This is a genomic window from Pseudomonas sp. AM14(2022) (genome assembly GCF_036346455.1).
Taxonomy (GTDB): domain Bacteria; phylum Pseudomonadota; class Gammaproteobacteria; order Pseudomonadales; family Pseudomonadaceae; genus Aquipseudomonas; species Aquipseudomonas putida_A.
The window spans coordinates 133,606-158,386 of record NZ_JAOTNY010000004.1 but is presented as its reverse complement, the minus strand read 5'-3'; the positions used below and the strand labels follow the sequence as shown (position 1 = coordinate 158,386).

Here is a 24,781-nt window from a genome sequence, read left to right as displayed (position 1 = left end):
CAGGGGACCAGTCATAGTCCTGCAGCGCTTCTTTTAAATGAAACTAACCCACACCGTCTGGGGTGTGGAGATGGGCGTATTCTTCGCCCTCATCTACAGGAATTAAAATGAGCGAAAGCTTTGCGGAACTCTTTGAAGAAAGCCTAAAGACCCTGAACCTTCAGGCAGGCTCCATCATCACCGGTGTTATCGTTGATATTGATTACCAGGCTCGCTGGGTAACCGTTCACGCTGGCCTGAAGTCTGAAGCACTCATCCCGCTGGAACAGTTCTACAACGACGCTGGCGACCTGACTATCAATGTCGGTGACGAAGTTCACGTTGCTCTGGACTCGGTTGAAGACGGTTTCGGTGAAACCAAGCTGTCCCGTGAAAAAGCCAAGCGCGCTGAATGCTGGATCGTTCTGGAAGCAGCCTTCGCAGCTGAGGAAGTGGTCAAGGGCGTTATCAACGGTAAGGTTAAAGGCGGCTTCACTGTCGACGTTAACGGCATCCGTGCGTTCCTGCCAGGTTCCCTGGTTGACGTCCGTCCAGTGCGCGACACCACGCACCTGGAAGGCAAAGAGCTGGAATTCAAGGTCATCAAGCTGGACCAGAAGCGCAACAACGTTGTCGTTTCCCGTCGCAGCGTCCTGGAAGCCGAGAACTCCGCCGAGCGTGAAGCTCTGCTGGAATCCCTGCAGGAAGGCCAGCAAGTCAAAGGTATCGTCAAAAACCTCACCGATTACGGCGCATTCGTCGATCTGGGTGGCGTGGACGGCCTGCTGCACATCACCGACATGGCGTGGAAGCGTATCAAGCATCCTTCCGAAATCGTCAACGTTGGTGACGAAATCGACGTCAAGGTTCTGAAATACGATCGCGAACGCAACCGTGTTTCCCTGGGCCTGAAGCAACTGGGCGAAGATCCATGGGTTGCTATCAAAGCCCGTTACCCAGAAGGCACTCGCGTTACCGCTCGTGTAACCAACCTGACCGACTACGGCTGCTTCGCTGAGCTGGAAGAAGGCGTTGAAGGTCTGGTACACGTTTCGGAAATGGACTGGACCAACAAGAACATCCACCCTTCGAAAGTCGTACAAGTCGGCGACGAAGTGGAAGTCATGGTTCTGGACATCGACGAAGAGCGTCGTCGTATCTCCCTGGGCATCAAGCAGTGCAAGTCGAACCCGTGGGAAGACTTCTCTGGCCAGTTCAACAAGGGCGACAAGATCTCCGGCACCATCAAGTCGATCACCGATTTCGGTATCTTCATTGGTCTGGACGGCGGCATCGACGGTCTGGTTCACCTGTCCGACATCTCCTGGAACGAAGTGGGCGAAGAAGCCGTACGTCGTTTCAAGAAGGGCGACGAGCTGGACACCGTCATCCTGTCGGTTGACCCAGAGCGCGAGCGCATCTCTCTGGGCATCAAGCAACTGGAAAGCGATCCGTTCTCCGAGTACGTCTCGGTTAACGACAAGGGCGCTATCGTGACCGGTACCGTGAAAGAAGTTGACGCCAAAGGCGCCATCATCGTTCTGGCCGACGACATCGAAGCAACCCTGAAAGCCTCTGAAATCAGCCGTGACCGCGTTGAAGACGCGCGCAACGTTCTGAAAGAAGGCCAGGAAGTTGAAGCCAAGATCATCAGCGTTGACCGCAAGAGCCGCGTAATCCAGCTCTCGATCAAGTCGAAAGACGATGCTGAAGAGAAAGAAGCCATCCAGAGCCTGAAAGCAGCTCCGGAAGGTGAAGCAGCTGACACCACTATGGCGGCACTGCTGCGTCAAGCAATGGCCAAACAGAACTAAGTTCTGCTTGATCATGAAAAAGGGCGACTTCGGTCGCCCTTTTTTGTGCCTGCGATTTGGTGGCGGTGCGGTTGGGAGTGGAGTGTTGGTGAAACCAATCCCTTCAACGGGTTGTCTGTTTCTTTAATCGGATCAATCGCCTATTCGCGACTAAGCTGGGTATTAGTCGTGCAGTAGTCGGGCGTTGCCTGGCATAAGGAAGTGGATGAACAGATTTATTGTCTTGATTGCGGTGTTGGTACTGGCTGGCTGCACCACAAGTGCCAAAACGCATGCTGTGCGTGGCGTCAGCGGTATCGAGATCGACTGCTCTGGTCTGGGTTCGGGGTGGGAGAAATGCCAAAAGCGCGCAGCGAAGGAGTGCAAGGGCGCGGGTTACAGAGTAATCACCCGATCTGATCAGGCCAAGGATGAAGATGAATATCCGTTTGGCTTCAATCCCGCAGGCTACGTCACTCGAACCATGCTGGTCATGTGCCGTTGAGTGTGTACTGCTTCGGCTTGTGCTTGTGTGCACTGAAAACAGGCGTTTCAGCGCCAAGGAAGATATGTCAATCCCTGGGCTGTTCAAAATCTTCCGGGCGTGCTAAAACCTTTCAAGCGCTGATCTAGCTGCTTGAAAAAGAAGGGAAAAATATGACGAAGTCGGAGTTGATCGAACGAATTGTCACCCATCAAGGGCTACTCTCATCCAAGGATGTGGAGCTGGCCATCAAGACCATGCTTGAACAAATGTCCCAGTGCCTGGCCACCGGTGATCGCATCGAGATCCGTGGGTTTGGCAGCTTCTCCCTGCACTATCGTGCGCCGCGCGTAGGTCGCAATCCAAAGACCGGTCAGTCGGTTAGTCTCGACGGCAAATTCGTTCCGCATTTCAAGCCGGGCAAGGAGTTGCGTGACCGGGTGAATGAGGAAGAGGAGGAGGGAGTTTGACAGTCGCTACTTTTCAAGGAGTTACTCATGCGTAACCTCAAGCGCATGCTTCTTGGTGTTTTTATTCTGCTGCTGGTGTTGGTGATTCTGGCGTTTGTACTGGAAAATCAGCAATCCATCTCGCTGATGTTTCTTGGCTGGGCTGGTCCGCAACTTCCAGTGTCTCTGATCATGGTAATTGCTTTGCTCGTCGGGATGCTGATCGGGCCGGTACTGGGCTGGTTTTTGGGGCGTTCTTCCAGTGCCTCCCGCAAGCTATCGGGGTGAAATGCTGTGGGGTGGGGGTGTGATGAATTTGCACCGCGGCCTGTCCATATCCATTAGTAAAACGTTCATTAAGCTGTAAAATGCCGCGTTTGTTCGACAGCGGCATATTTGCTTGTCGCTGAAAATTCGCTTTTAAAGAAGCCTTGCGACTTGGGCTTTTGCATTCATGGATCAGACAGTGCTCGGTTGGCAGCCCTGTCAGCACCTCAAGGGTATGGTTTCGCGTGAAAATTCTAGTAACCGGCGGTGCCGGGTTTATTGGCTCGGCAGTTATCCGTCACATCATTTCCAATACATCCGACTCTGTAGTGAACGTCGACAAGTTGACGTATGCCGGTAACCTTGAATCGCTGGCGCAAGTCAGTCACGACCCGCGTTATGTTTTCGAGCACGTAGATATCTGTGATCGCGCAGAGATTGAACGTGTCCTGCAAGCGCATCAGCCGGATGCGATCATGCATCTGGCGGCAGAGTCGCATGTTGACCGCTCGATCTCCGGTCCCTCCGAATTTATTCAGACCAATATCATTGGTACATACACTCTTCTTGAAGCTGCCCGGCACTACTGGACGGGCCTGGAAGGTGATCGCAAATCAGCTTTTCGCTTCCATCACATCTCGACGGACGAAGTTTACGGCGACCTTGAAGGGCCGGAAGACCTTTTCACCGAAGAAACGCCTTATCAGCCGAGCTCTCCCTATTCGGCGAGCAAGGCCAGCTCCGATCATCTTGTACGCGCCTGGGCCAGAACCTATGGGCTGCCGACACTGGTGACCAATTGCTCGAATAATTACGGCCCGTGCCATTTTCCCGAAAAGCTGATTCCGCTGATCATTCTCAATGCACTGGAGGGCAAGCCGTTGCCGGTGTACGGCAAGGGTGATCAGGTCCGTGACTGGCTCTATGTCGAAGATCATGCCCGTGCACTTTATAAAGTTGTAACCGAAGGTGTGGTTGGCGAGACCTATAACATCGGTGGTCATAACGAAAAGCAAAACATCGAAGTGGTGCACACGCTGTGTGCATTGCTTGACGAGCTGCGTCCTGAGTCCGCCCATTGCCCTCATGCCAGTCTGATCACCTATGTTCAGGATCGGCCTGGCCATGACCAGCGCTACGCGATCGATGCCAGCAAGATCCAGCGTGAGCTTGGCTGGACGCCGCAAGAAACATTCGAAACCGGCATTCGCAAGACGGTGGAGTGGTATTTGAACAATGCCGACTGGGTCGCCCATGTAAAAAACGGTAGTTATCAGCAATGGATTGATCAGAACTACGCGGATCGTTCAGGCCAGTGATGAAAATTCTCTTGCTGGGGAAAAACGGTCAGGTGGGATGGGAGCTGCAGCGCTCCCTTTCTCCACTAGGAGAGCTGATCTCGCTGGATCGTCATGGCGAAGACGGGCTGTGCGGCGATTTGTCCGATCTTGTTGGCCTGCGAGCCACCCTTCGTCGCGTGCGTCCGGACATTATCGTCAATGCGGCGGCATACACAGCTGTGGACAAGGCAGAAGTCGAGATCGAACTGGCGCATTGCGTGAACGCGCAGGCCTGCCAGGTCATGGCCGAAGAAGCTGCGGCGCTGGATGCATGGTTGATTCATTATTCGACCGACTACGTATTCAATGGGCAGGGATCGACACCCTGGGTAGAGACTGATGCGGTTGCCCCGCTGAATCGCTATGGCGTCAGCAAGGCTGTCGGTGAGCAGGTGATTATCGACTCGGGTTGCAAGCACCTGATCTTCCGTACCAGTTGGTGTTATGGAGCCCGTGGCAGCAACTTCGCCAAGACCATGATGAGGCTGGCCAGGGAGCGCGACACGCTGAACGTGATCGCGGACCAGATCGGTTCACCCACGGGAGCGGACCTGATTGCCGATGTCACGGCGCTGGCTATTCGGCGTGTCTTGCTGGCTCCAGAGCTTGCCGGGGTTTACCACCTGGCGGCTGGCGGCGAAGTCTCATGGCATGGTTATGCGTCATTCGTGATCGACTTTGCCCGCCGCCAGGGTGAGGCGTTCGCGGTGACAGCGATCAATACGATTGAAACCAGTGCCTACCCAACCCCTGCACGCCGACCTTTGAACTCTCGTTTGAATACTCACAAGCTGTGCCGGGCCTTTTCTTTACACTTGCCGGATTGGCAAAGTGGTGTAACCCGAATGCTCAGGGAAATTCTCGATAAATGATCAAGACCAACCGTAAAGGCATCATTCTGGCCGGTGGTTCAGGCACACGCTTGCACCCGGTCACTCTTGGTGTATCCAAGCAATTGCTGCCGATCTATGACAAGCCGATGATTTTCTATCCGCTGTCGGTACTTATGCTGGCGGGCATGCGTGAAATTCTGATCATCTCCACGCCCGAGGATCTGCCGAACTTCCGCAAGCTGCTGGGTGACGGCAGCCTGTACGGAGTCGAGCTGAGTTATGCCGAGCAGCCTAGCCCTGACGGTCTGGCCCAGGCGTTTATCATTGGTGAAGAATTCATTGGTGATGATCCTTGCTGTCTGATCCTCGGCGACAACATTTTCTACGGGCAGTATTTTACCGAGAACCTGCGCTCGGCCAATGCCCAGACCTCAGGTGCTACAGTGTTCGGTTACCACGTTTCCGATCCGGAGCGTTTCGGGGTGGTGGAATTCGATGCAAACGGTTGTGCGTTGAGCATTGAAGAGAAGCCTCTCAAGCCGAAGTCCAACTATGCGGTTACCGGTTTGTATTTCTACGACAACCAGGTCGTGGAGATTGCAAAGAACATTCAGCCTTCGGAGCGTGGCGAGCTGGAAATCACCGACATCAACCGTGCCTATCTGGAGCAGAAGACGCTCAATGTCGAAATGTTGGGCCGAGGCTTCGCCTGGCTGGATACCGGTACCCATGATTCGTTGCTCGAAGCGGGGCACTTCGTGCATACCATCGAGCATCGCCAGGGGTTGAAAGTCGCCTGTCTCGAAGAAATTGCCTACAGCAACGGCTGGATCAGCGCTGAACACGTCGCGGCACAGGCTGATCGCCTGAAAAAAACCGGTTACGGACAGTACCTGCAGAAGCTGCTGGATCATCCTTCGAATTGAATGTGTTCTTTCCGTCGGTCCACAGGTTGGCAGGTTAATTACCGAGTTATTAATTCATGGCTGTCGCGCTAGAATGGCAGCCAGAACCTGACGGTGTATTTGAAGTTTCGCTGGTCGAATCAGTCTGTCTGCCCCCTTATGTACTTTTGAAAGGGGGGGGGGGGCGGTACCTTCGGGTGGAAAGTGTCAGTGTATCTGCTGCTTGCATGCGAACGGCAGGGGTAAAAATTTGCGCTGATCTCAGTGCAGGAACGACTAGTAACATAACTGAGCCCGCTTTCCTGATAACAATCGGCAGGAAGGGGGATTAAGGATTTAGAGCATGGAACTGATTCCCGTAATTTTGTCTGGTGGAGTTGGCAGCCGCCTGTGGCCTGTTTCTCGCGAGGCTCATCCCAAACCTTTCATGGATCTGCCGGATGGTCAGAATCTGATCCAGAAGACGTTCTTGCGTGCTTCGCGCCTTGAAGGTGTCGTTGAGGTCCTCACGGTCACCAATCGTGAACTGCTGTTCAAGACTGAAGACGAGTACGGTGTAGTCAATACGGCCAAGCACGCTCAGGGTTTCATCCTCGAGCCCTTCGGGCGCAATACTGCAGCGGCCGTAGCTGCGGCGGCGCTGCAACTTGAGGCGACCCATGGTCCTGACGCGCACATGCTGGTACTGGCAGCCGATCACCTGATCAAGGACGAAAAAGCTTTTGCGGCGGCGGTCGGCAAGGCCGTTGCGCTGGCCAGCACGGGCTGGCTGGTCACGTTCGGTATCCAGCCGACCTATCCGGAAACCGGATTTGGCTACATCGAGGCGCAGAAGGATGCTCCACTCGAGGGCGGCTTGAAGGTCGCGCGTTTTGTCGAGAAGCCCAACCTGGAGACAGCCCAGGGGTACGTGAGTGCCGGCAATTATTTCTGGAATTCCGGCATGTTCTGCTTCCGGGTGGGCACGGTACTGGAAGAACTTCGCCAGCACGCGCCTGATGTCGTCGATGCCGTTGCTAAAACAATCGAAGCCTCGCGCCTGACTTCTTCGAGCAAATATCGCTGCCTGGCGCTGGATGCTGAGCGTTTTGCCGAGGTTCCGGATATCTCCATCGACTACGCCCTGATGGAGCGCTCGACGAAAGTCGCTACCATTCCTTGCGATATTGGCTGGAGCGACATCGGTTCCTGGAATGCCGTGAGCGAGCTGACCCCGGCTGACGAAAACGGCAACCGTTTCGAAGGTGAGGTTCTGTCCCATGGCTCACGCAACAACTATGTGAACAGTGAAGGGCGCCTGACAGCCCTGGTCGGTGTGGAAGATCTGCTGGTCATCGATACGCCCGACGCGGTGATGATCGCCCACAAGGATCATGCTCAAGACGTCAAGCATATCGTCAACCAGCTCAAGGCCTGCAGCCATACCGTGCATTTGCTGCATCGCACGGTGCATCGTCCATGGGGCACGTACACTACCCTGGAAAACGGCGAGCGCTTCAAGATCAAACGCATTGTCGTCAAGCCGAAAGCCTCTCTGTCCCTGCAGATGCATCACCATCGCAGCGAACACTGGATTGTCGTCAGCGGCATGGCAAAGGTGGTCAATGATCAGCAGGAGTTGATGCTCGACACCAACGAGTCGACGTTCATCCGTGCGGGTCACCGGCACCGCCTGGAGAACCCGGGCATGATCGACTTGGTGCTCATCGAAGTGCAGAGCGGCGAGTATCTGGGTGAGGACGATATCGTTCGTTTTGAAGACATCTACGGCCGCGTTGACAAGTAACAGCGTGCTGGCAGTCATAAGCCTGACGGGTGATTGTTCAACCGGTCAGGCTTATTTGCATGTGTCCACCCTCGACTTTAATTCCTATCGATGACGCACGACCCGTTCGAAATGTGTCGTCCCCGTTTCCCGGCAAGAGACCAGAATGCATACCCCTATCAAAACCCGCTGCTTCAAGGCTTATGACATCCGTGGCCAGGTGCCCTCCGACCTCAACGAAGATGTGGCTTATCGGATTGGCCGCGCCATGGTCACCGAGCTGCAAGGCAAGAGCATCGTGCTGGGGCGGGATATGCGGCTGGAAAGCCCGATGCTGGCCGAAGCAATGACCCGCGGTCTGCGCGAGGCCGGGGCGCAGGTCATTGATATCGGCTTGTGTGGCACCGAAGAAGTCTACTTCGCCACCAGCGCATTCGGTGCCGATGGCGGTGTGATGATCACTGCAAGTCACAACCCCAAAGGGTACAACGGCATGAAGCTGGTCAAGTCGCAGTCGCGACCGATCAGTGGCGATACAGGGCTCAATGCGATTCGAGACCGCGTGGAAAGTGGCGATCTCGGTCCCCTGGCAGACGAGCCTGGTGGTGTTCGTCACGAGCTGGACAAGGGGCGCTACATCGCCCATCTGTTGACGTATATCGACGTTGCGGATCTGAAACCGCTGAAGGTACTCGCCGACCCAGGCAACGGCGCCGCCGGTCCGGTACTGCAGGAACTGATCGACAAGCTGCCCTTCGAGTGGGTGCTGATCAATGCCGAACCGGACGGTAACTTTCCCAATGGCGTGCCCAATCCACTGCTGCCGGAAAATCGCGAACTGACGCGCCAGGCGCTGTTGGACAAGGGCTGTGACGTGGGACTGGCCTGGGACGGCGACTTTGACCGCTGCTTCTTTTTCGACGAAACCGGTCGCTTCATCGAGGGCTACTATCTGGTTGGCCTGCTGGCGGAAATGCTGCTCAAACAGCACCCGGGCAGCAAGATCATTCACGACCCGCGCCTGACCTGGAACACCATCGATCAGGTTGAGCAGGCAGGCGGCGTACCGGTCCTGTGCAAAACCGGGCATGCCTTCATCAAGGAGCGCATGCGCCTTGAGGATGCGATCTACGGCGGCGAAATGAGCGCCCACCACTATTTCCGCGACTTCGCCTACTGCGACAGCGGGATGATTCCGTGGTTGTTGGTGACAGCGCTGATGTCCACCACCGGAAAGACCCTTGCGCAACTGGTTGACGAGCGTATTGCGGCATATCCGTGCACCGGCGAAATCAACTATCGGGTCGACGATGTGCCGGCGATGTTGCAGAAGGTTCTTGAGCACTATTTGCCCCAGAGTCCGGTCCTCGACAGAACGGATGGCATCAGCGTTTCCTTTGACAACTGGCGTTTTAACCTGCGTGGTTCCAACACAGAGCCACTGTTGCGGCTGAACGTCGAGTCCAGGGGCGATCAAGCGTTGATGTGGGCTCGACTGAAAGAGCTTGAAACGCTGATCAAGGGTGCATGAGACCTTTGGTCTCTTTGGTATTCAACAGCGCCCGTGCTTCGGTGAGCGAAACATCGCGGTGCGGTCGCGGGTTGTGAAATATCAATTTTATAGGTTCATATTTTGAAAACGGTTTTATTGCTAAGCACCTATCCGATCATCAGCCCCCGCCACGGCGGCCAGGTCCGGGTTGCCAACATCGCGAAAACCTTCGAGGAAAATGGCTGGAGCGTTACTCATCTGGCCGTTTATGAGCCTGAGGGTTACCCGCCGTCGACATTGGGTTCCAATGATGTCAGCTTTCCCGCTGGCAGCAGCTTTCGCAAATACAAGGGCACCTATGTGCCGTTGATCAACGATTTGCTGTCGGGGGAGTTCGCCGCCTCGGAGCAGGGCGGGTTTGCCGAAATCCTCAAAAAGCTGCCTGCAGTGATTGACGTCATTCATGTCGAGCAGCCATGGCTATGGCCGCTGGTCCTGAAGATCAAACAGCTGCCGCAATACAGTAATGCTTGCCTGATTTACGGGTCCCAGAACATCGAGGCCCCGCTGAAGCTGGAAATTCTCGACAGTTACGGGATCAAGGGTGCCGAGCCGGTCATTGCCGATATTGAAGCCCTTGAGCGCAAGGCTGCGCTGGAGGCTGATATTGCCGTAGCGGTAACGCAAGCGGATTACGACATCCTCAAGGCTTGGGGGGCGAAAATGCCGCTGTTGGCTCCTAACGGCATTGCGCCCTGGACGGCCAAGATCGAAGTGCTCGAGAGCTGGAAGGCGCGCCTGCCAGCATCACCGTGGATTCTCTATGTCGCCAGTGCTCATCCACCTAATTTCAAGGGCTTCAATGAGTGTCTGGGGAGTTCTCTGGCGTGCATTCCGCCTGACAGCAAGCTGGTGGTGGTCGGCAGTGTTTGCGAGCACCTGGAGTCGACGCTTCGGGACAGTCGCTGGGGGCAATTGAACCTGTCGCGCCTGAAACTTTTGTACATGCTGCCTGACGATGACCTGGATGCGGTGAAAACCCTCGCTCATGCGTTTCTGTTACCGATTCCCCATGGCGGCGGCTCGAACATCAAGACGGCGGAAGCCATTTATTCGGGCAAATACGTGGTCGGAACGGAGTCTGCGTTTCGCGGCTTCGAACAGCATCTGGATCTGCCGGAAATCAGTGTTGCCCGTACGCCGAACGAGTTTCACGCGGCGATCCGCAAGCGCCTGACCGGGCCGGCAACGATCGATGGCAACGGTCCGGATAGAGAGTCCCGGGAATCATTGACCTGGGCCCGGAGCCTGGAATCGATTCCGCATGCAGCAATACAAGTCATTGAAAAGAAGGCGCAAGCATGACTACCTGGTTTGACGTAACGACCATCCTTGGCTGGCGGCGGCCGGCGGTAGGCATTATTCGTACCGAGGCGGAAGCGGCCGCTCATGCGCTTGAGTTGATTGCTGCCGGTGAGAGCGTGAAGTTTTGCTTCTACAACCGTGCCACGGGCTACAGCGCCGTCGACACCGCTGAGGTGGCCGCGACGCTCAAGCGAATCTCCGGTGCGCACGCTGCTGGGCCGGGCAAGGTTGCTGCGAGTAGCGCGAACAAGAGTTCGATCGAGGCCCGACTGAAAGAGAAAGCGATAAAGGTGCTCAACCGCTTGCCGCCAAAAGTCAGTGGGCGCATTTATCAGTTCTTCCAGTTGCGCCGTGTGTCAATGGTCGAGGCCGTGATTGCTCTTCGGCACATGCGGTCGGCTATCAAGGGGTTCCTGAAGCCAGCCAACCGGACTCATGTCTTTACGCCGTCGTCCGTCAAGGCAGCGACGGCCGGTCATCCGTTCTCGAAGGGTGATAGCTACATTTCCGTGGGTCTGGACTGGGACAACAAGGATCTTCCGCATCTTTATGAGCTCAAGAAGAAGGTCGGTCTGCGCGTCATTCTCTTCTGCTACGACGTGATCCCGGTAAGGCTTCCCCATTTGTGCGTGGGTGATGTGGCGGCCAGGTTCGCCAACTATTTCACGGACGTCGCCTGGTGTGCGGACAAGATCCTTTGTATCTCGGAATGCACGCGCAAGGACCTGATCGCACTGCTCGAAGAGTTGGGTGCACCGGTCCCGCAAACGGCGGTGGTCAAGCTGGGATGCCAGCTCTCGCATGAACTGAGCGATGACATCAGTGCTGATGTGAAAGCGTTGTTGAATGAGCGTTTTGTACTGTTCGTTTCAACGATCGAGCGCCGCAAGAATCACGAGGTTCTTTACCGCGCCTATACACGTCTGATTGATAGTGGCGTTCAGGATCTGCCGAAACTGGTGTTTGTTGGAATGTCGGGCTGGGGTGTTGGTGACTTGCTGGCGGATATCCAGCTTGATCCGAGAACCAGGGACTACATTCGCATCCTGAACAATGTCTCCGATTCGGACCTCATGCACCTCTATCGTCATTGCATGATGACGGCATTTCCGTCGCTGTATGAAGGTTGGGGATTACCGGTTGCAGAGAGTCTGGCTGCCGGCAAGTACTGCCTCGCTTCCAGTGCCGCGTCGATACCGGAAGTGGGTGGTGAGCTGCTGGATTATCTGGAGCCGTGGGATGTCTCGGCATGGGTGGCGGAGCTGCAGAAGTATGCGTTCGATCCGGCAGCGCTGGCTGCAAGGGAAGAGGCGATCAAACGTGACTACAAGCCGGTGGCTTGGAAGGACACGGCGCGATATGTGTTTGATAGCGTGAAGCAGCAATAACGAAGGCAAATCTTGTTTTACGGTGGATCAGCAGGTGATCCACCGTGTAACAGGGTTCATACGATAGTGTTTGTGTTGAAGATGTTCAGTGGTTCGAGTATGTCGGGAGTGCCGAGCAACTCAGGGTTGGCTGACCATCTTTCGATAATGCTTCCAAAGTGATTGGCTGCTGAAGTGATGACTTTAGCCCGAAGAACAACGGGAATGGCCTGTTCCAGCCTCTTGGCGTAGTTTTCAGCTGTAAATGTTTCTTTTGCCCACACTTGAGCCTCGCTTCCGATGTCCGCGGACAGGGACCGATTGCCTTGCAGCGCGAGGAACACCTTCCTCAAGTCTTCGATCTCATTGTCGGCCGAGACCTTGAGCACATATTGATCAGGTAACTCCTTGTAAAAGCCGGTATCTGTGACGATCGTGGCTTTTGCGTAGAGCATCGCTTCAATCGCTGAAGCTGAGGCGGCTTCCAGGCTTGGCCAGCGCAGGCAACTGATGACATCGGCTTCTATGATGGCCTGGGACAATGTCGCGTCATCGACCTCGTTTGAAATAATCAGTTCGACGCCGCTGTTGGTTGCGAGCTCGGCGAGCCTTTTCTCAACTTCGGGAAGGATGGCACCGACTAGTCGATAGCTGATGTTTTTGCACAGTAACGGATCGCTTGCGATTGCCTGGATGCAACTCTCAACCCGTTTGTTCGGGTTGACGTGGCCAATGGTCAACACTTTCAGCTTGTTGTCACTGTTGCATTCGCTTTGTGAGTTGAGCGCGCCGGGTGCATCGTAAGCCAGTGGAGTCACGAATACCGGACCTGCGCAAGCGGCCATGACACGGCTGCAACCCCAATTACTGTGGGTAATGACGCCGGTGGCCATCGAACTAATCCACTCGGTCAGTGGTGCAGTTTCCCGTGTGCTGTTGATAAAGGTCGCACTGTCACTGACGTTGAAGTAGTCAGTGGCAACCTTCGACCCGTACCACTGGGTCAGAATGTGATTGGCTTCTTCGCGTCGTTGTTGGGCCCAGCCCCAGAATAAATGGCCCACGAAGAAGTCATGCAGGCAAACGATGCCGGGAGCCTTCTGAAGCCATGCAACGCCACCTTCATGAAACTCGTAGTTGTCACCGATCTGATAGACAAGGCAGTCAGCACCTGCGATTGCCTCGTAGACCTGCGCTTCATCCATCCAAGTCAGTAGCGTGCAGCCGAAATCGTGAGCTTCCCTGGCCAGAGCATGCGGACTCTCGGTTCGCACCACTACGATATGGTGCTTCTGGGCCAGCAGGGCTCGAACCACAAGTCGGGTCATCCGGCCAATGGCCGAGGATTGGACGCCCGGTGTAAATATGACAAGTTTCATTTGAGCAGCGCCTCGACGGTTTCAGGCCAATTAATGCCCAGGTTGTTCCACAATGCCTGTGCGCCTTCTCCGTACTGTTTGGTGCGTTTTTTGTTATCGAATGCCGCGCTCATTGCTTCTGCGAGGCCTTCTACGGTTGGTTCGGCTCTCCAGCCGGTCGATCCGGGATTGACCAGTCCAAGGATGCCACCGCTGTCTGTGGTAGTGATCAAGGCCTTGCGGGCGGTAGCTGCCTCCATAGCGACGTAGCCCAATGAGTCTTCGTCGAACGGGATATAGGCCACGGCAAGTGCGCGGTTTACGTAATCCACGTAAGTGGCTCGCGGCAAGAAGCGCAGGTCGAGCTTCACCCGATCCTGCAAGCCGAACTCTTCGACGATTGCGCGCAGTTGTTGTGCGTCGGATTCGGATTCCGGTGGACCGGCAATGATCAATTTGACTCGTTTGTCGGCTTTGGACAGTGCTTGCAGAAGAAGGAACTGGCGTTTCATGCCGTTTACCCGACCACCTGCAAATATGTAGTCGTCGAACTTTCCACCCGTGAAGGCTTCCGGGTCGTTGACCGGTGGCAGCAGTACTTGGGAGTCAAAGCCGTTGTATTTGAGCAATCGCTGCCGCGTGATTTCCGAGTTGGTGAAGATGTGTCGGCTTTCGGCAAAACTTTCGTTATCGGCGTTGATGATGGCCTTGCGAATGTCTGCGCCGCTTTCATCCGCAGGCAGATTGGTCTGGCCGACATCGAACAGATCGTAGGCTTGACGGTATTGATGAAGCAGCCACAACGACTTTCGGTGATGACGGATCAGGTAGGCCGGAAACTTCAGAGCAATGACGTGATCAGTGTTGAACAGTTCGAGTGTGCGCGCCATCAGCATCTGAGACGGTATGCGCGATGCAGGCTCCCATTGAAACGGGATTCGCATGATTTCGGCATCGTGTCCGGCGACGTTCAGATTCTTTTGCAGATTGACGGCGAGTTCTTCTGCACCACCCCATATGAAAGGGGCCATGTTGTTAACGATCAAGACTTTCATGCCAACAGGCGCTCCACCACATGCGACCAGGAAATTTTCAAGTCAACCAATCGCTGCTTGGCGTTTTTACCCATGGCTTGGGTCACGTTTCTTTCCCTGAAAAGTTTGTCCATCGCTTTTGCCAGAGACTCTGGAGTTGGCTCGGCGATGTAACCGTTATAGCCATCTTCAACCAGTTCAAGAACGCCACCAGAGTCAGTGGTAGTGAGAATCGGCTTCTCGGCGTGACTGGCTTCCAAGCTCGGGTAGCCGTATGAGTCTTCGTCCAGCGGCAAATAGGCGGCCGCAAGGCAGACGGACAGGTGTTCGACTTTTTCTTCCTCGGTGATCCAGCGGTCGTCGAGGATCACGCGTTCTGCCACGTTGTATTCATCGATTTTTTGACGAAGGGCATTGGCATAGTCGGGGCCTGCACCTGTACCCAGCAGGCGCAGGCGAACCGGAGTCGTCGTATAGCTTAACGCTTCGATCAGCAAGTGCTGACGCTTATGGTGCTCGAGGCGACAGATATACGCGATCTCGTCGTTGTATCCGGCACAGTGGAAGCGTTCAGACTCGAATACGGGAGGGTAGAGCACTTCGCTGTCGACATCGTTGTAGGTCTTGAGTCTTTTTGACACGACTTTCGAGTTTGTGAAAATCGTCTTTGCTTCACCCAGTGCCCGGGTATCCGCATCGAAGAGAGCTTCGCGGATTGCGCGGTGCTTGGTGTCATCCGCAAAATCACGATAAGGGCTCTCCCACAGGTCGTAGAACGCACGAATGTGATGGATGAACCACAGAATCTTGTGCGGATGCGGAATCAAATGCGCTTGGGGACGGAAGCAGATGACCCGGTCGGCCGCCTGCAGATCCACCCAGCGCAAGGCCATCATCTGCTGAAACAGCAGGTCCGGTGCATCGAGTTCGGGCAGGTACACGACTTCGACCTGATGACCGGCTTCGGTCAGGGTCGAGGCCAGCCAGTCGACGATGTTTCTTCCGCCGCCCCTGATAAACGGCACAAAGGTGGAGCAAAGTGCAATTTTCATCAGGCCGTCAAGACCTCATGCAGGCTCGCCGCAATTCTGATGATGTCTTCCCGGGTCAGATCCTGATGCGTCGGCAGGTTGATGCCGCGGCCGGACCACAGGTCTGCTACCGGGTAGGTGTTGTCTTCCTTGTAAGGCGGCAGGACGTGCATCGGGTAGAAAACCGGACGGGTTTCGATGCCCATTGCATCCAGTTTCTGCATGACGGCGTCACGTTTGTGCTCATCACCGTCCGCCAGGAAGATGTTGTACATCCAGAAGACCTGCTTGGCCCACGATGCCTCGGTCGGCAGGATGATCTTGCCCTTGAGGTCTGCCAGCGCTTCGTTGTACCAGCCGGCCAGGCGTTCGCGATCGGCAAGTGCAGTATCGATGTTCTCCATCTGGGCCAGGCCAATGGCCGCCTGGATGTTGGTCATACGATAGTTGTAACCGACTACCGGGAACCAGTAGCGACGATTCGGATCCATGCCCTGACCACGGAACAGGCGCAGTTTGGCGGCGAGTTCGTCGTCATCGGTGGTGATCATGCCACCTTCACCGGTGGTGATGATCTTGTTGCCGAAGAAGCTGAAGGTCGCACAAGTGCCCAGGCTGCCCACCTTGCTGCCCTTGACTTCGGCGCCGTGTGCCTCGGCGGCGTCCTCGACGACCCACAGGTTGTGCCTGCGGGCGATTTCGTTGACGACGTCCATCTGTGCCGGATGACCATAGAGGTGCACCGGGATGATGCCTTTGGTCTTGGCGGTGATCTTGCTTTCGATCGTTTGCGGGTCGATGTTCATGGTATCGGCGCATACATCCACCAGTACTGGAGTCGCGCCGCAATAGCGTACGGCGTTGGCCGTTGCGATATAGGTTACGGTGGGGATGATGACTTCGTCGCCGGGTTGCAGATCAAGTACGACCAGGGCCAGGTGCAGAGCGGTGGTGCCGTTGTTGGTGGCGATCGCATGCTTGACGCCACAGAACGCGGCAAAGCTTTCTTCGAAGGCGGTGATGTACTTGCCGTTAGAGGAGATCCAGTTTGTATCCAGGCAATCGAGCACGTAATTGCGTTCGTTTCCAGCGAGTTTTGGTTGTGCAACGGAAATACGTTTCATGTCTCTTCCTTCAAAATTTGTTCAAAACTTTGGCTGGCACACCGACAACGGTGATTGCTGGCCCGATATTCGAGATGACGACGCTGCCAGCACCCACCATGACTGATTCACCAATGTGAATCTCGGGAGTGATCTTGCTGCCCACGCCGATAAAACTGAGATTGCCCACGCGCACGTTACCCGCCAATGCGCACTGCGGAGCAATGTGTACCGCCTGTCCGATCACGCAGTCATGGTCGACGGTGGCGCCAGTGTTGATGATGCAGAGATCGGCAATACTCGCCTCTGCGTTGATCACCGCGCCCGCCATGATTGCGATTCCCCTGCCAAGAGAGGCCGAGGGTGAAACAACAGCCGCAGGACTGATCGCATTCACCAACTGAAAACCAGCTTCGATAACCTTTTTCGCGAGCTTGTTACGCACCGGGTTTGATCCGATGGCGATGAAAACCCGTTGGTACCCCTCCTTTCTCAAAGCCAAAAGATGATCATCGCTTTTCAATACCGCAATACCCAGACAGGTGTCTGGACTGTCCGTATTGCCGACGCAATAAGCGACAGTATCGCCCTGTGCCTGAAGTAGCTCGATGCAAACTTTTGCATGTCCGCCCGCACCTACAACGATGACTTCGCTTTTCATTTATCCAAGCCTCCTGCGTCCAGCGATTCCGGCGATGAAAACAACAGGTTGATCGAATCTGTGCTGGCCAGCTGTTCCAGCGACCACGTTTCAAGCTCGCCGGTCTGCTCATTGATGACGCTGTAGACAAGCCCCAGATCCGTGAAGTGCCCCAGCCAGTCCTCGAGACGAAGCGAGTTCCTCCTCAGGTGAGAAAGGCCGAGTTCGACGATCATGAGCATTTGCGGATTGGCCGCGAGCAGCTTCTGTGCGCCTTTTATGATGTCGATCTCTGCGCCTTCGGCATCAATCTTCAGCAGTTTGACTGGCTGGTTTGTTGGCAGGAAATCGTCCAGAGTGGAAGTGCTGATTTCCACCGATGTCATCGGGGCAAAGGATGGCGCGTCGTCCAGTTCATAGAGCGAATGATGACCGCTGGTGGCACCCAGATGCAGCTTGTGGCTTCCCGCTTTATTCGAAAGGGCAAAATGCGAAACTTCGCACATGTCCGAGAAACCGTTGAGCCAAAGGTTTCTTTCGAGCAGCTTGCGGGTCGGTTCAAATGGCTCGAATGCAATGATCTTGCCTTGGCCGGACATGGCTCGAGCGGCTGCAATAGAGTGGAGGCCGATATTGGCACCGACATCTACATAGACGTCACCAGGCTTGACGAGGCGTTCGATCAGGCGGCGGGTGCCTGGCTCCAGTTCGCCCGCCTCTAGCAGGCAGATCAGCAGGGCGTGGTCATTGGATGCACAAACGACATAGCCGACGGCTGTTTTGACCAGTGTTTCATCAGGGCCTGAATTGATGGCTATGCGATTGGCATCAAGTAGCGAGTATTGCTCGATTCGATCCAGTTGTGGCTTAAGTAGCGAGTATTGCTCGATTCGATCCAGTTGTGGCTTGTTGAGGTTTTCCTGTTCCAGCTGCTTGGAAAAAAGTCTTTGCACCAGTGAAGCTTGTACCTTTGCCGAGTGCGTGAGGCGCTGGAGCTCATGCAGGATGTGCTCTTGATGCTGTATCTGCTGTAGCTGCTGTATCTGCTGTAACTGCTGTAACTGCTGGATTTGCAGTTTGCTGAACTCATCCAGTATTTCCTGTCGGATGGAGGATACAAAATAGCTGCGCAGGCGAAACAGCATCGGGCGTGCAATTGGTCTGGCCAGGCGGAAGGCCCCTCTGGCCATCCGGCGAAATGCCTGTTTGATCTGATGTCGCAGGATCAATCTGGCATCTGTAGGTGGCTTGGGTGCTGCAGGCGTGGGGAGCGGTGCATCATGGCTGTTGTCAGCGCTCGCGACGGGCTCGACAATTGAAATGGCATGCGGGCGTCTGGACGCCTGCCTGAAGGCCATTTCGATATCCACGCCATTGCGCTTAATGCTGTTCATTAGCTTCAAGCTCCAAAGTAGGCTGTGGTGACCGTTGTCGGGTCTCCATCCATTTTGATCTTGCCGTGCTCCAGCCACAGCACCCGATTACAGGTGTGCATGACCAGTTCGCGGGAGTGGCTGGCAATCACCAGAATGTTGGTCGACTTCACCAACTCGTTCATGCGGATCTCGGCTTTGTGCTTGAAGCCTTCGTCACCCACCGATAGCCATTCGTCCATCAACAGGATTTCCGGTTTGATCGTGGTCGAAACGGCGAAGGCCAGGCGCAGGTGCATGCCCGAGGAATAGGTGCGGATCGGCATGTCGACAAAGTCACCCAGTTCGGAAAACTCAATGATCTCGTCGAGCTTTTCGGTGATCTGTGCCTTGGTCATGCCCAGAATGCCGCCGCGCAGGTAGATGTTCTCCCGTCCGGTGGCTTCGGGATCCGTTCCCAGGGAAATGTCGATCAGGGAGCCGATCTCTCCATTGATTCGAGCGGTGCCCGACGATGGCTCATAGACACTGCTGAGCAGGCGCAGCAGCGTACTCTTGCCAGCGCCGTTATGGCCAAGGAGCCCGACCCGGTCACCGTCACGCAAGGTGAAAGTCAGGTCTTCGAGTGCTCTGACGATGACGCGACCCTGTTGGTCCGCGCCCAATTGTCCACCGGTGGCAACCTGAATCAGGCGTTTCTTCAGGGAACGGCCGTTAGCGTTGTAGATCGGAAAATCCACACAAACATTTTTGAATTCGATCAGCGACATTAGGAGTTCTTCTTAGAGCCAGTAAGCGATGCGGCGCTTGTAACGGCCGTAGACCACGAGCGCAACGACCCAGCCGACAGCGGCCATGCCCAGGGAAACCCACCAGTTGGTGGCAGTTGGCAACTGACCGATCAGTGGCGAGCGGACGATCGATATGATGTGGTAGACCGGATTCAGGTCAAGCAGGTAAAGCCCGGCCCTTTGAGGCAGCAAGCTCGGCATCCACATGATCGGTGTGAGGTAGAACACTACTTGCAACAAACTTCCGACAATCTGAGGCAGATCACGATAGCGTGCGCACAGGATGCCCAGCAGCAAGGCGATCCACGTCAGGTTCAGTAGTGCCAGCAACAGGCCGGGAATGCTGATGAACGCTAGCCAGGTCAGAGGCTTGCTGACGGCAAGCAGTACCAACGGGAAGATCACGATGTTGTGGCCCAGGATCAGGATATTGCGCCAGATCATGCGAAGAATGTGGGCGAACAAAGGGATCGGCAATTGCTTGATGATGCCTTCGGCGGCGATGAAGCCGGTACAACCTTCGGTGATGACCGAGGACATGAAGCTCCAGAAAATCATGCCAATGGCGAGAAACGGAAGGAACTCGTGCATGGGAGAGTTGAAGATCTGGCCGAACACTATCCCGATGGTTCCGATCATCACGCCCATGCTGATCGTCAGCCAGAATGGACCCAATGCCGACCTTCTATAGCGCTGCCGGACGTCTTGCCAGCCTAGCATCCCTACCAGAGCGTATCGTTTTGTCGCGGCGACGATATCCGACAGCGCGATACTTACAGAACCATTGCGCATTAATAGCACCAGATTAGTGATCAAAAAAACACGCCATTTTAGGCCGGGGGCGGAGGAGTGTCACTCTTTCTACATTATTTCTTTATGGTTCCTGAAGCATTGGGGCCGGAAGTGTTGTGGGGGCTTCAAGCCTTGAATTTCAGAAGGGAGACGTTTCAAGGATCACTGCGTTGCAGCTGCTCCGTTTGAACTGCAACGAGCAGGAATTGCAGCCAGCCAATGCTTCCGGAATGTATACGGTTACGTGTTGAAAGCAGGTTGGGTATCGTCGTTCGGGGCTGCATTCTGTATGATCTGCAAGAATTTGCGGCTCTCCAGTGGAGCCCAATGGCGCGTTTGACACAACAGAGCCTGCTAAAGGCGCTCAAATGGAGTTTAGAGGATTCGCATGAAAGCTATCGTTACTGGCATTACTGGGCAAGACGGCGCCTACCTGGCGGAACTGCTGCTGGAAAAGGGTTATACGGTTTATGGCACCTACCGTCGGACCAGTTCTGTCAATTTCTGGCGTATCGAAGAACTCGGGATCCAAAATAATCCCAATCTGCACCTGGTCGAGTATGACCTGACCGACCTGTCGGCCAGCATTCGTCTGCTCCAGACCACCGAAGCCACCGAGGTCTACAACCTCGCGGCCCAGAGCTTCGTAGGCGTATCTTTCGATCAGCCTCTGACGACCGGCGACATCACCGGCATGGGTTGTGTGAATCTTCTGGAAGCAATCCGTATCGTCAATCCGAAGGTACGTTTCTACCAGGCTTCGACCTCCGAGATGTTCGGCAAGGTCCAGGCGATTCCTCAGATTGAGAGCACGCCGTTCTACCCACGCAGTCCTTATGGTGTTGCCAAGCTGTATGCGCACTGGATGACCATCAACTACCGCGAGTCCTACGGCATCTTCGCCACCAGCGGTATCCTGTTCAACCACGAATCGCCATTGCGCGGCCGTGAATTCGTGACCCGCAAGATCACCGACTCCGTGGCCAAGATCAAGCTGGGCCTGCTCGACAAGATGGAACTCGGCAACCTGGACGCCAAGCGCGACTGGGGTTTCGCCAAGGAATACGTCGAGGGCATGTGGCGCATGCTGCAGGCCGATGAGCCGGACACTTTCGTACTGGCGACCAACCGCACTGAAACCGTGCGTGATTTCGTCACCATGGCGTTCAAGGCTGCCGGGATCGACCTTTCCTGGAGCGGCGCTGCGGAAGACGAGCAGGGTACCGACAAGGCAACCGGCAAAGTGCTGGTCACCATCAATCCGAAGTTCTACCGCCCTACGGAAGTTGAACTGTTGATTGGTAACCCGGCCAAGGCCAAGGCGGCATTGGGTTGGGAACCGAAAACCACGCTGGAAGAGCTGTGCCGCATGATGGTCGAAGCTGACCTGCGCCGAAATGAAAAAGGGTTTTCGTTCTGATGAGTATTGCCGGTAAACGCGCGCTGATTACGGGGGTTCAAGGTTTCACTGGTCGATACATGGCTGCCGAGCTTAAGGCTGGTGGCTATGAAGTGATAGGGATGGGAACGCAACCCTCGGACGAGCCTGGCTATTTTCAGGTGGATCTGGCCGATGGTCCTGCTCTGCGCAAGTTGCTGGCAACTATTCAACCTGATGTAGTAGTGCATCTTGCGGCGCTGGCCTTTGTCGGGCACGGTGCCGCAGATGCGTTCTACCGCGTCAATCTCATCGGTACCCGCCATTTGCTGGAGGCTGTTGAAGCCTGCGGCAAGGTGCCGGATTGCGTACTGCTCGCGAGCAGCGCCAATGTCTATGGCAATGCGTCGGCGGGATTGTTGAGTGAAACCACTTCACCAGCGCCTGCCAACGATTATGCGGTCAGCAAGCTCGCCATGGAGTACATGGCCAGTCTTTGGTTCAACCGGTTACCGATCGTGATTACGCGTCCGTTCAACTATACCGGCGTGGGCCAGGCCGACAGTTTCCTGTTGCCCAAGATCGTTACGCACTTTCGTCGGCGTGCCGACAAGATCGAACTGGGCAATCTGGATGTTTCCCGGGATTTCAGTGATGTGCGGGCAGTGGTCAAGGCGTATCGTGGCTTGATCGAGGCCAGACCATTGGGGCAAACAGTAAACGTCAGTTCCGGAAAGAGTCATACCCTTCGTGAAGTGATCGACATGTGTTCTGCATATACCGGCCACCAGTTGGAGGTCGAGGTGAATCCGGCATTTGTCCGAGCCAATGAAGTAAAAATCCTCTGTGGTGATAACACTCGTCTCTGCCAGTTGGTGGCAGGCTGGGATACCCCGGGATTGGATAAGACTCTGAGTTGGATGCTTTCGGCGGAATAAATGAAGCTAGTTCTCTCTGTTGAGCCGATCCGCTTTCCGCTGACCGGTATTGGTCGCTATACCTACGAACTTGCGCTGAGGCTTCAGCAAAGTCCCGAAATTACAGATCTGCAGTTTTTTGCCGGTCGACGTTTCTTGCCCGAATTGCCCACTGCTGCGAACGAATCCGGTAGTGGCTATGGTTTGAAGCGAGCTGTACAGAAGAATTTTCTGGCTGTAGAAGCCTATCGATTGTTGATGCCGATGCTGCGAAAGGCTGCGCTCAAGGGGCACAGCGACTTTCTGTATCACAGTCCCAATTATTATCTCCCTCCCTTTGCCGGGCGCAGTGTCGCCACGTTTCATGACCTTTCGCCCTTTACCTGGGCCCACTGTCATGCGCCACAACTGGTCCGCTACCTGCAGAAAGAGCTCAAGACCACACTGGTAAGAGCCGATGCGCTGATCACCGATTCAGAGTTTACCCGCCAGGAGCTGGCCAGCTATTTTTCATGGCCAATTGAGCGGATACATACCGTGCCGCTGGCGAGCTCCCCTGAATTTTACCCAAGATCATCCGAAGAGCTGAGGATCGCCTTGGCCCGGCATGGTCTCGAGCCTGATGGCTATACGCTGTTTGTCGGAACCATTGAGCCGCGCAAGAATATCGAGACGCTTCTCGCGGCCTATAGTCGGTTGCCTGTCACAGTGCGAAAGCGTTGGCCTCTGATCCTCACGGGTTACCAAGGCTGGCGTAACGACGTGATTCATCAAAAGCTGGAAAGTGCCAGGCGCGAGGGGTGGGCTCATTACCTTGGATTTGTTCCGAGTGAAGACTTGCCGCTGCTGTTTGCTGGGGCGAGGTTGTTCGCTTTCCCATCGCTTTACGAAGGTTTCGGTTTGCCGGTTCTTGAGGCCATGAGTTCCGGCATTCCGGTGGTTTGTTCCAATAGCTCGTCGCTGCCGGAGGTCGCCGGAGACGCTGCGCTGATGTGCGAACCGATGGATGTCGACGAACTGGCCCGCCTGATTGAACGTGGACTGACCGATGACGTATGGCGCAAGAGCGCTATCGTCAATGGAATGCAGCATGCACAAGGTTTTTCCTGGGAGCGTTGCGCGCAGGAAACCTTGCAGGTCTATCAAAGGGTAATCGACGGAAAATGATCAAGGTTCTGCACTTCTTCAAAACCTACTACCCGGAAACCATGGGGGGTATCGAGCAAGTCATTTTTCAGATCGCTCAGGGAGGTATTGAACACGGATTCTCATCACAGGTCCTGTATCTGAGCGAAAGGGGAGCAGCCCGAAATGAAATGGTTGGTAATCATTTAACCCACCGTTCAAAGCTTGATCTGCACGTGGCTTCGACAGGCTTCTCCTTGTCGGCGATCAAGGATTTTGCGCAACTGGCGCAAGAGGCTGACGTTGTTCACTACCACTTCCCATGGCCTTATATGGACCTGGTGCATTTCGCTACCCGTCATGGCAAGCCGTCGGTAGTCAGTTATCACTCCGACATCGTCAAACAAAAGACTCTTCTCAAACTGTACCAACCCTTGATGAACCGTTTTTTGTCCGGCGTGGATTGTATTGTCGCATCGTCACCGAACTACGCGCAGAGCAGCCCGGTGTTGACCCGCTTTTGCGACAAAGTCGAGATTATCCCCTATGGCCTGGACCGTGAGACCTACCCCGAGGTCTCCGAAGAGCGACTGGACTACTGGCGTGGCAGGGTAGGTACTAAATTCTTCCTGTTTGTAGGCGCTCTGCGTTACTACAAAGGACTGGATTATTTGCTTGAGGCGGCCAGTATCACAGGTTTGCCGGTGGTGATCCTCGGGGGGGGGCATCAGGAGGCTGAGCTCAAAGAGCAGGCTGGACGGCTTGGGTTGGGTAATGTGCATTTTCTGGGTGGTTTGGGAGACGATGATAAGGCTGCACTGTTGACGCTGTGCCACGCCTTTGTGTTTCCCTCCCATCTACGTTCGGAATCGTTTGGCATCTCGTTGCTGGAGGCTGCCATGTATGGCAAGCCGCTGATTTCTTGTGAGATCGGCTCGGGGACGACCTATATCAATATCGCTAATGAGACCGGGTTGGTGGTGCCTCCCCGTGACTCCGTTGCGCTGGCCGAAGGGATGAGCAACCTTTGGCATAACGGTGAGAAGGCTGGCGAGATGGGAAAGAAGGCCAGGCAGCGCTATTTGGAAGTATTTTCGGCCGACCAGATGGTCAAGGCCTATGCTGCTCTGTATAGAAAACTTTGCAATAAATAATCAGTGCCAATCCGGATCTGCAGTTTTTGCGCTACGACTATTTCGT

Annotated in this window: 23 protein-coding genes; 15 read left to right on the top strand and 8 right to left on the bottom strand. The window is 55.1% G+C overall.

Annotated features, from left to right (window positions below):
- The first annotated feature begins 107 nt into the window (after positions 1–107).
- The 11 genes from rpsA (at position 108) to V3W27_RS10125 (ending at position 12,060) form a co-directional block, all read left to right on the top strand.
- Positions 108–1,793, top strand: coding sequence for a 30S ribosomal protein S1 (gene rpsA, locus V3W27_RS10175; RefSeq protein WP_027612422.1), 1,686 nt, complete (start codon positions 108–110; stop codon positions 1,791–1,793).
- A 205-nt stretch (positions 1,794–1,998) separates the two neighbouring features.
- Positions 1,999–2,277 (top strand): hypothetical protein, encoded by a 279-nt coding sequence (locus V3W27_RS10170; protein WP_027612423.1) that lies wholly within the window; start codon positions 1,999–2,001, stop codon positions 2,275–2,277.
- Positions 2,278–2,429: 152 nt separating this feature from the next.
- A complete protein-coding gene (ihfB, locus tag V3W27_RS10165) occupies positions 2,430–2,726 on the top strand; it encodes an integration host factor subunit beta (RefSeq protein ID WP_003189779.1) in 297 nt (98 codons plus the stop codon).
- Between the two features lie 27 nt (positions 2,727–2,753).
- Positions 2,754–2,993, top strand: coding sequence for a LapA family protein (locus tag V3W27_RS10160; protein ID WP_330206519.1), 240 nt, complete (start codon positions 2,754–2,756; stop codon positions 2,991–2,993).
- 224 nt (positions 2,994–3,217) lie between these two features.
- Entirely contained in the window at positions 3,218–4,291 is a 1,074-nt protein-coding gene (rfbB, locus tag V3W27_RS10155; protein WP_247268179.1) for a dTDP-glucose 4,6-dehydratase, read from the top strand.
- Complete coding sequence (gene rfbD / locus V3W27_RS10150; protein WP_247268180.1) at positions 4,291–5,184, top strand: dTDP-4-dehydrorhamnose reductase; 894 nt, start codon at positions 4,291–4,293, stop codon at positions 5,182–5,184. Before rfbB ends, rfbD begins: the two co-directional genes overlap by 1 nt.
- Positions 5,181–6,071: a glucose-1-phosphate thymidylyltransferase RfbA gene (gene rfbA / locus V3W27_RS10145; protein WP_247268181.1), complete on the top strand. Its 891-nt coding sequence runs from the start codon at positions 5,181–5,183 to the stop codon at positions 6,069–6,071. The genes rfbD and rfbA overlap by 4 nt, the downstream gene beginning before the upstream one ends.
- A 322-nt stretch (positions 6,072–6,393) precedes the next feature.
- A complete protein-coding gene (locus tag V3W27_RS10140) occupies positions 6,394–7,836 on the top strand; it encodes a mannose-1-phosphate guanylyltransferase/mannose-6-phosphate isomerase (protein ID WP_247268182.1) in 1,443 nt (480 codons plus the stop codon).
- Between the two features lie 145 nt (positions 7,837–7,981).
- A complete protein-coding gene (locus V3W27_RS10135; protein WP_330206518.1) occupies positions 7,982–9,346 on the top strand; it encodes a phosphomannomutase in 1,365 nt (454 codons plus the stop codon).
- A gap of 102 nt (positions 9,347–9,448) precedes the next feature.
- Positions 9,449–10,672 carry a hypothetical protein gene (locus V3W27_RS10130; RefSeq protein WP_247268184.1) on the top strand — a complete coding sequence of 408 codons (1,224 nt, stop codon included), beginning with the start codon at positions 9,449–9,451 and terminating at the stop codon, positions 10,670–10,672.
- A complete protein-coding gene (locus V3W27_RS10125) occupies positions 10,669–12,060 on the top strand; it encodes a glycosyltransferase family 4 protein (RefSeq protein WP_330206517.1) in 1,392 nt (463 codons plus the stop codon). Before V3W27_RS10130 ends, V3W27_RS10125 begins: the two co-directional genes overlap by 4 nt.
- A gap of 56 nt (positions 12,061–12,116) precedes the next feature.
- On the opposite strand, the gene V3W27_RS10120 is transcribed toward V3W27_RS10125, so the two are convergent.
- The 8 genes from V3W27_RS10120 to V3W27_RS10085 are packed head-to-tail and all read right to left on the bottom strand — an operon-like array spanning position 12,117 to position 20,185.
- Positions 12,117–13,418 carry a glycosyltransferase gene (locus V3W27_RS10120; protein ID WP_330206516.1) on the bottom strand — a complete coding sequence of 434 codons (1,302 nt, stop codon included), beginning with the start codon at positions 13,416–13,418 and terminating at the stop codon, positions 12,117–12,119.
- Positions 13,415–14,452, bottom strand: a complete 1,038-nt coding sequence (locus tag V3W27_RS10115) for a glycosyltransferase family 4 protein (protein WP_330206515.1) — start codon at positions 14,450–14,452, stop codon at positions 13,415–13,417. The genes V3W27_RS10120 and V3W27_RS10115 overlap by 4 nt, the downstream gene beginning before the upstream one ends.
- The gene (locus tag V3W27_RS10110) at positions 14,449–15,483 is read right to left on the bottom strand and encodes a glycosyltransferase family 4 protein (protein ID WP_330206514.1); all 1,035 of its coding nucleotides are present in this window, start codon (positions 15,481–15,483) and stop codon (positions 14,449–14,451) included. Before V3W27_RS10110 ends, V3W27_RS10115 begins: the two co-directional genes overlap by 4 nt.
- Positions 15,483–16,586 (bottom strand): DegT/DnrJ/EryC1/StrS family aminotransferase, encoded by a 1,104-nt coding sequence (locus V3W27_RS10105; protein ID WP_330206513.1) that lies wholly within the window; start codon positions 16,584–16,586, stop codon positions 15,483–15,485. The genes V3W27_RS10110 and V3W27_RS10105 overlap by 1 nt, the downstream gene beginning before the upstream one ends.
- 10 nt (positions 16,587–16,596) lie before the next feature.
- On the bottom strand, positions 16,597–17,226 hold the full coding sequence (locus V3W27_RS10100) for an acetyltransferase (protein WP_330206512.1): 630 nt from the start codon (positions 17,224–17,226) through the stop codon (positions 16,597–16,599).
- Entirely contained in the window at positions 17,223–18,599 is a 1,377-nt protein-coding gene (locus V3W27_RS10095; protein ID WP_330206511.1) for an FkbM family methyltransferase, read from the bottom strand. The genes V3W27_RS10100 and V3W27_RS10095 overlap by 4 nt, the downstream gene beginning before the upstream one ends.
- 5 nt (positions 18,600–18,604) lie before the next feature.
- Positions 18,605–19,348, bottom strand: a complete 744-nt coding sequence (locus V3W27_RS10090; protein ID WP_330206510.1) for an ABC transporter ATP-binding protein — start codon at positions 19,346–19,348, stop codon at positions 18,605–18,607.
- 12 nt (positions 19,349–19,360) lie between these two features.
- Positions 19,361–20,185 (bottom strand): ABC transporter permease, encoded by an 825-nt coding sequence (locus V3W27_RS10085; protein ID WP_330206509.1) that lies wholly within the window; start codon positions 20,183–20,185, stop codon positions 19,361–19,363.
- A gap of 364 nt (positions 20,186–20,549) precedes the next feature.
- Here V3W27_RS10085 and gmd point away from each other — a divergent pair, with 364 nt between their 5' ends.
- Genes gmd through V3W27_RS10065 form a run of 4 tightly spaced genes read left to right on the top strand, consistent with a single transcriptional unit; the run spans position 20,550 to position 24,735 of the window.
- Positions 20,550–21,581 carry a GDP-mannose 4,6-dehydratase gene (gene gmd, locus V3W27_RS10080; RefSeq protein ID WP_330206508.1) on the top strand — a complete coding sequence of 344 codons (1,032 nt, stop codon included), beginning with the start codon at positions 20,550–20,552 and terminating at the stop codon, positions 21,579–21,581.
- Positions 21,581–22,477: a GDP-mannose 4,6-dehydratase gene (locus V3W27_RS10075; RefSeq protein ID WP_247268194.1), complete on the top strand. Its 897-nt coding sequence runs from the start codon at positions 21,581–21,583 to the stop codon at positions 22,475–22,477. The genes gmd and V3W27_RS10075 overlap by 1 nt, the downstream gene beginning before the upstream one ends.
- Positions 22,478–23,623, top strand: coding sequence for a glycosyltransferase family 4 protein (locus V3W27_RS10070; RefSeq protein WP_330206507.1), 1,146 nt, complete (start codon positions 22,478–22,480; stop codon positions 23,621–23,623). It abuts the gene before it with no gap.
- The gene (locus tag V3W27_RS10065; RefSeq protein ID WP_330206506.1) at positions 23,620–24,735 is read left to right on the top strand and encodes a glycosyltransferase family 4 protein; all 1,116 of its coding nucleotides are present in this window, start codon (positions 23,620–23,622) and stop codon (positions 24,733–24,735) included. The genes V3W27_RS10070 and V3W27_RS10065 overlap by 4 nt, the downstream gene beginning before the upstream one ends.
- Positions 24,736–24,781 lie beyond the last annotated feature (46 nt).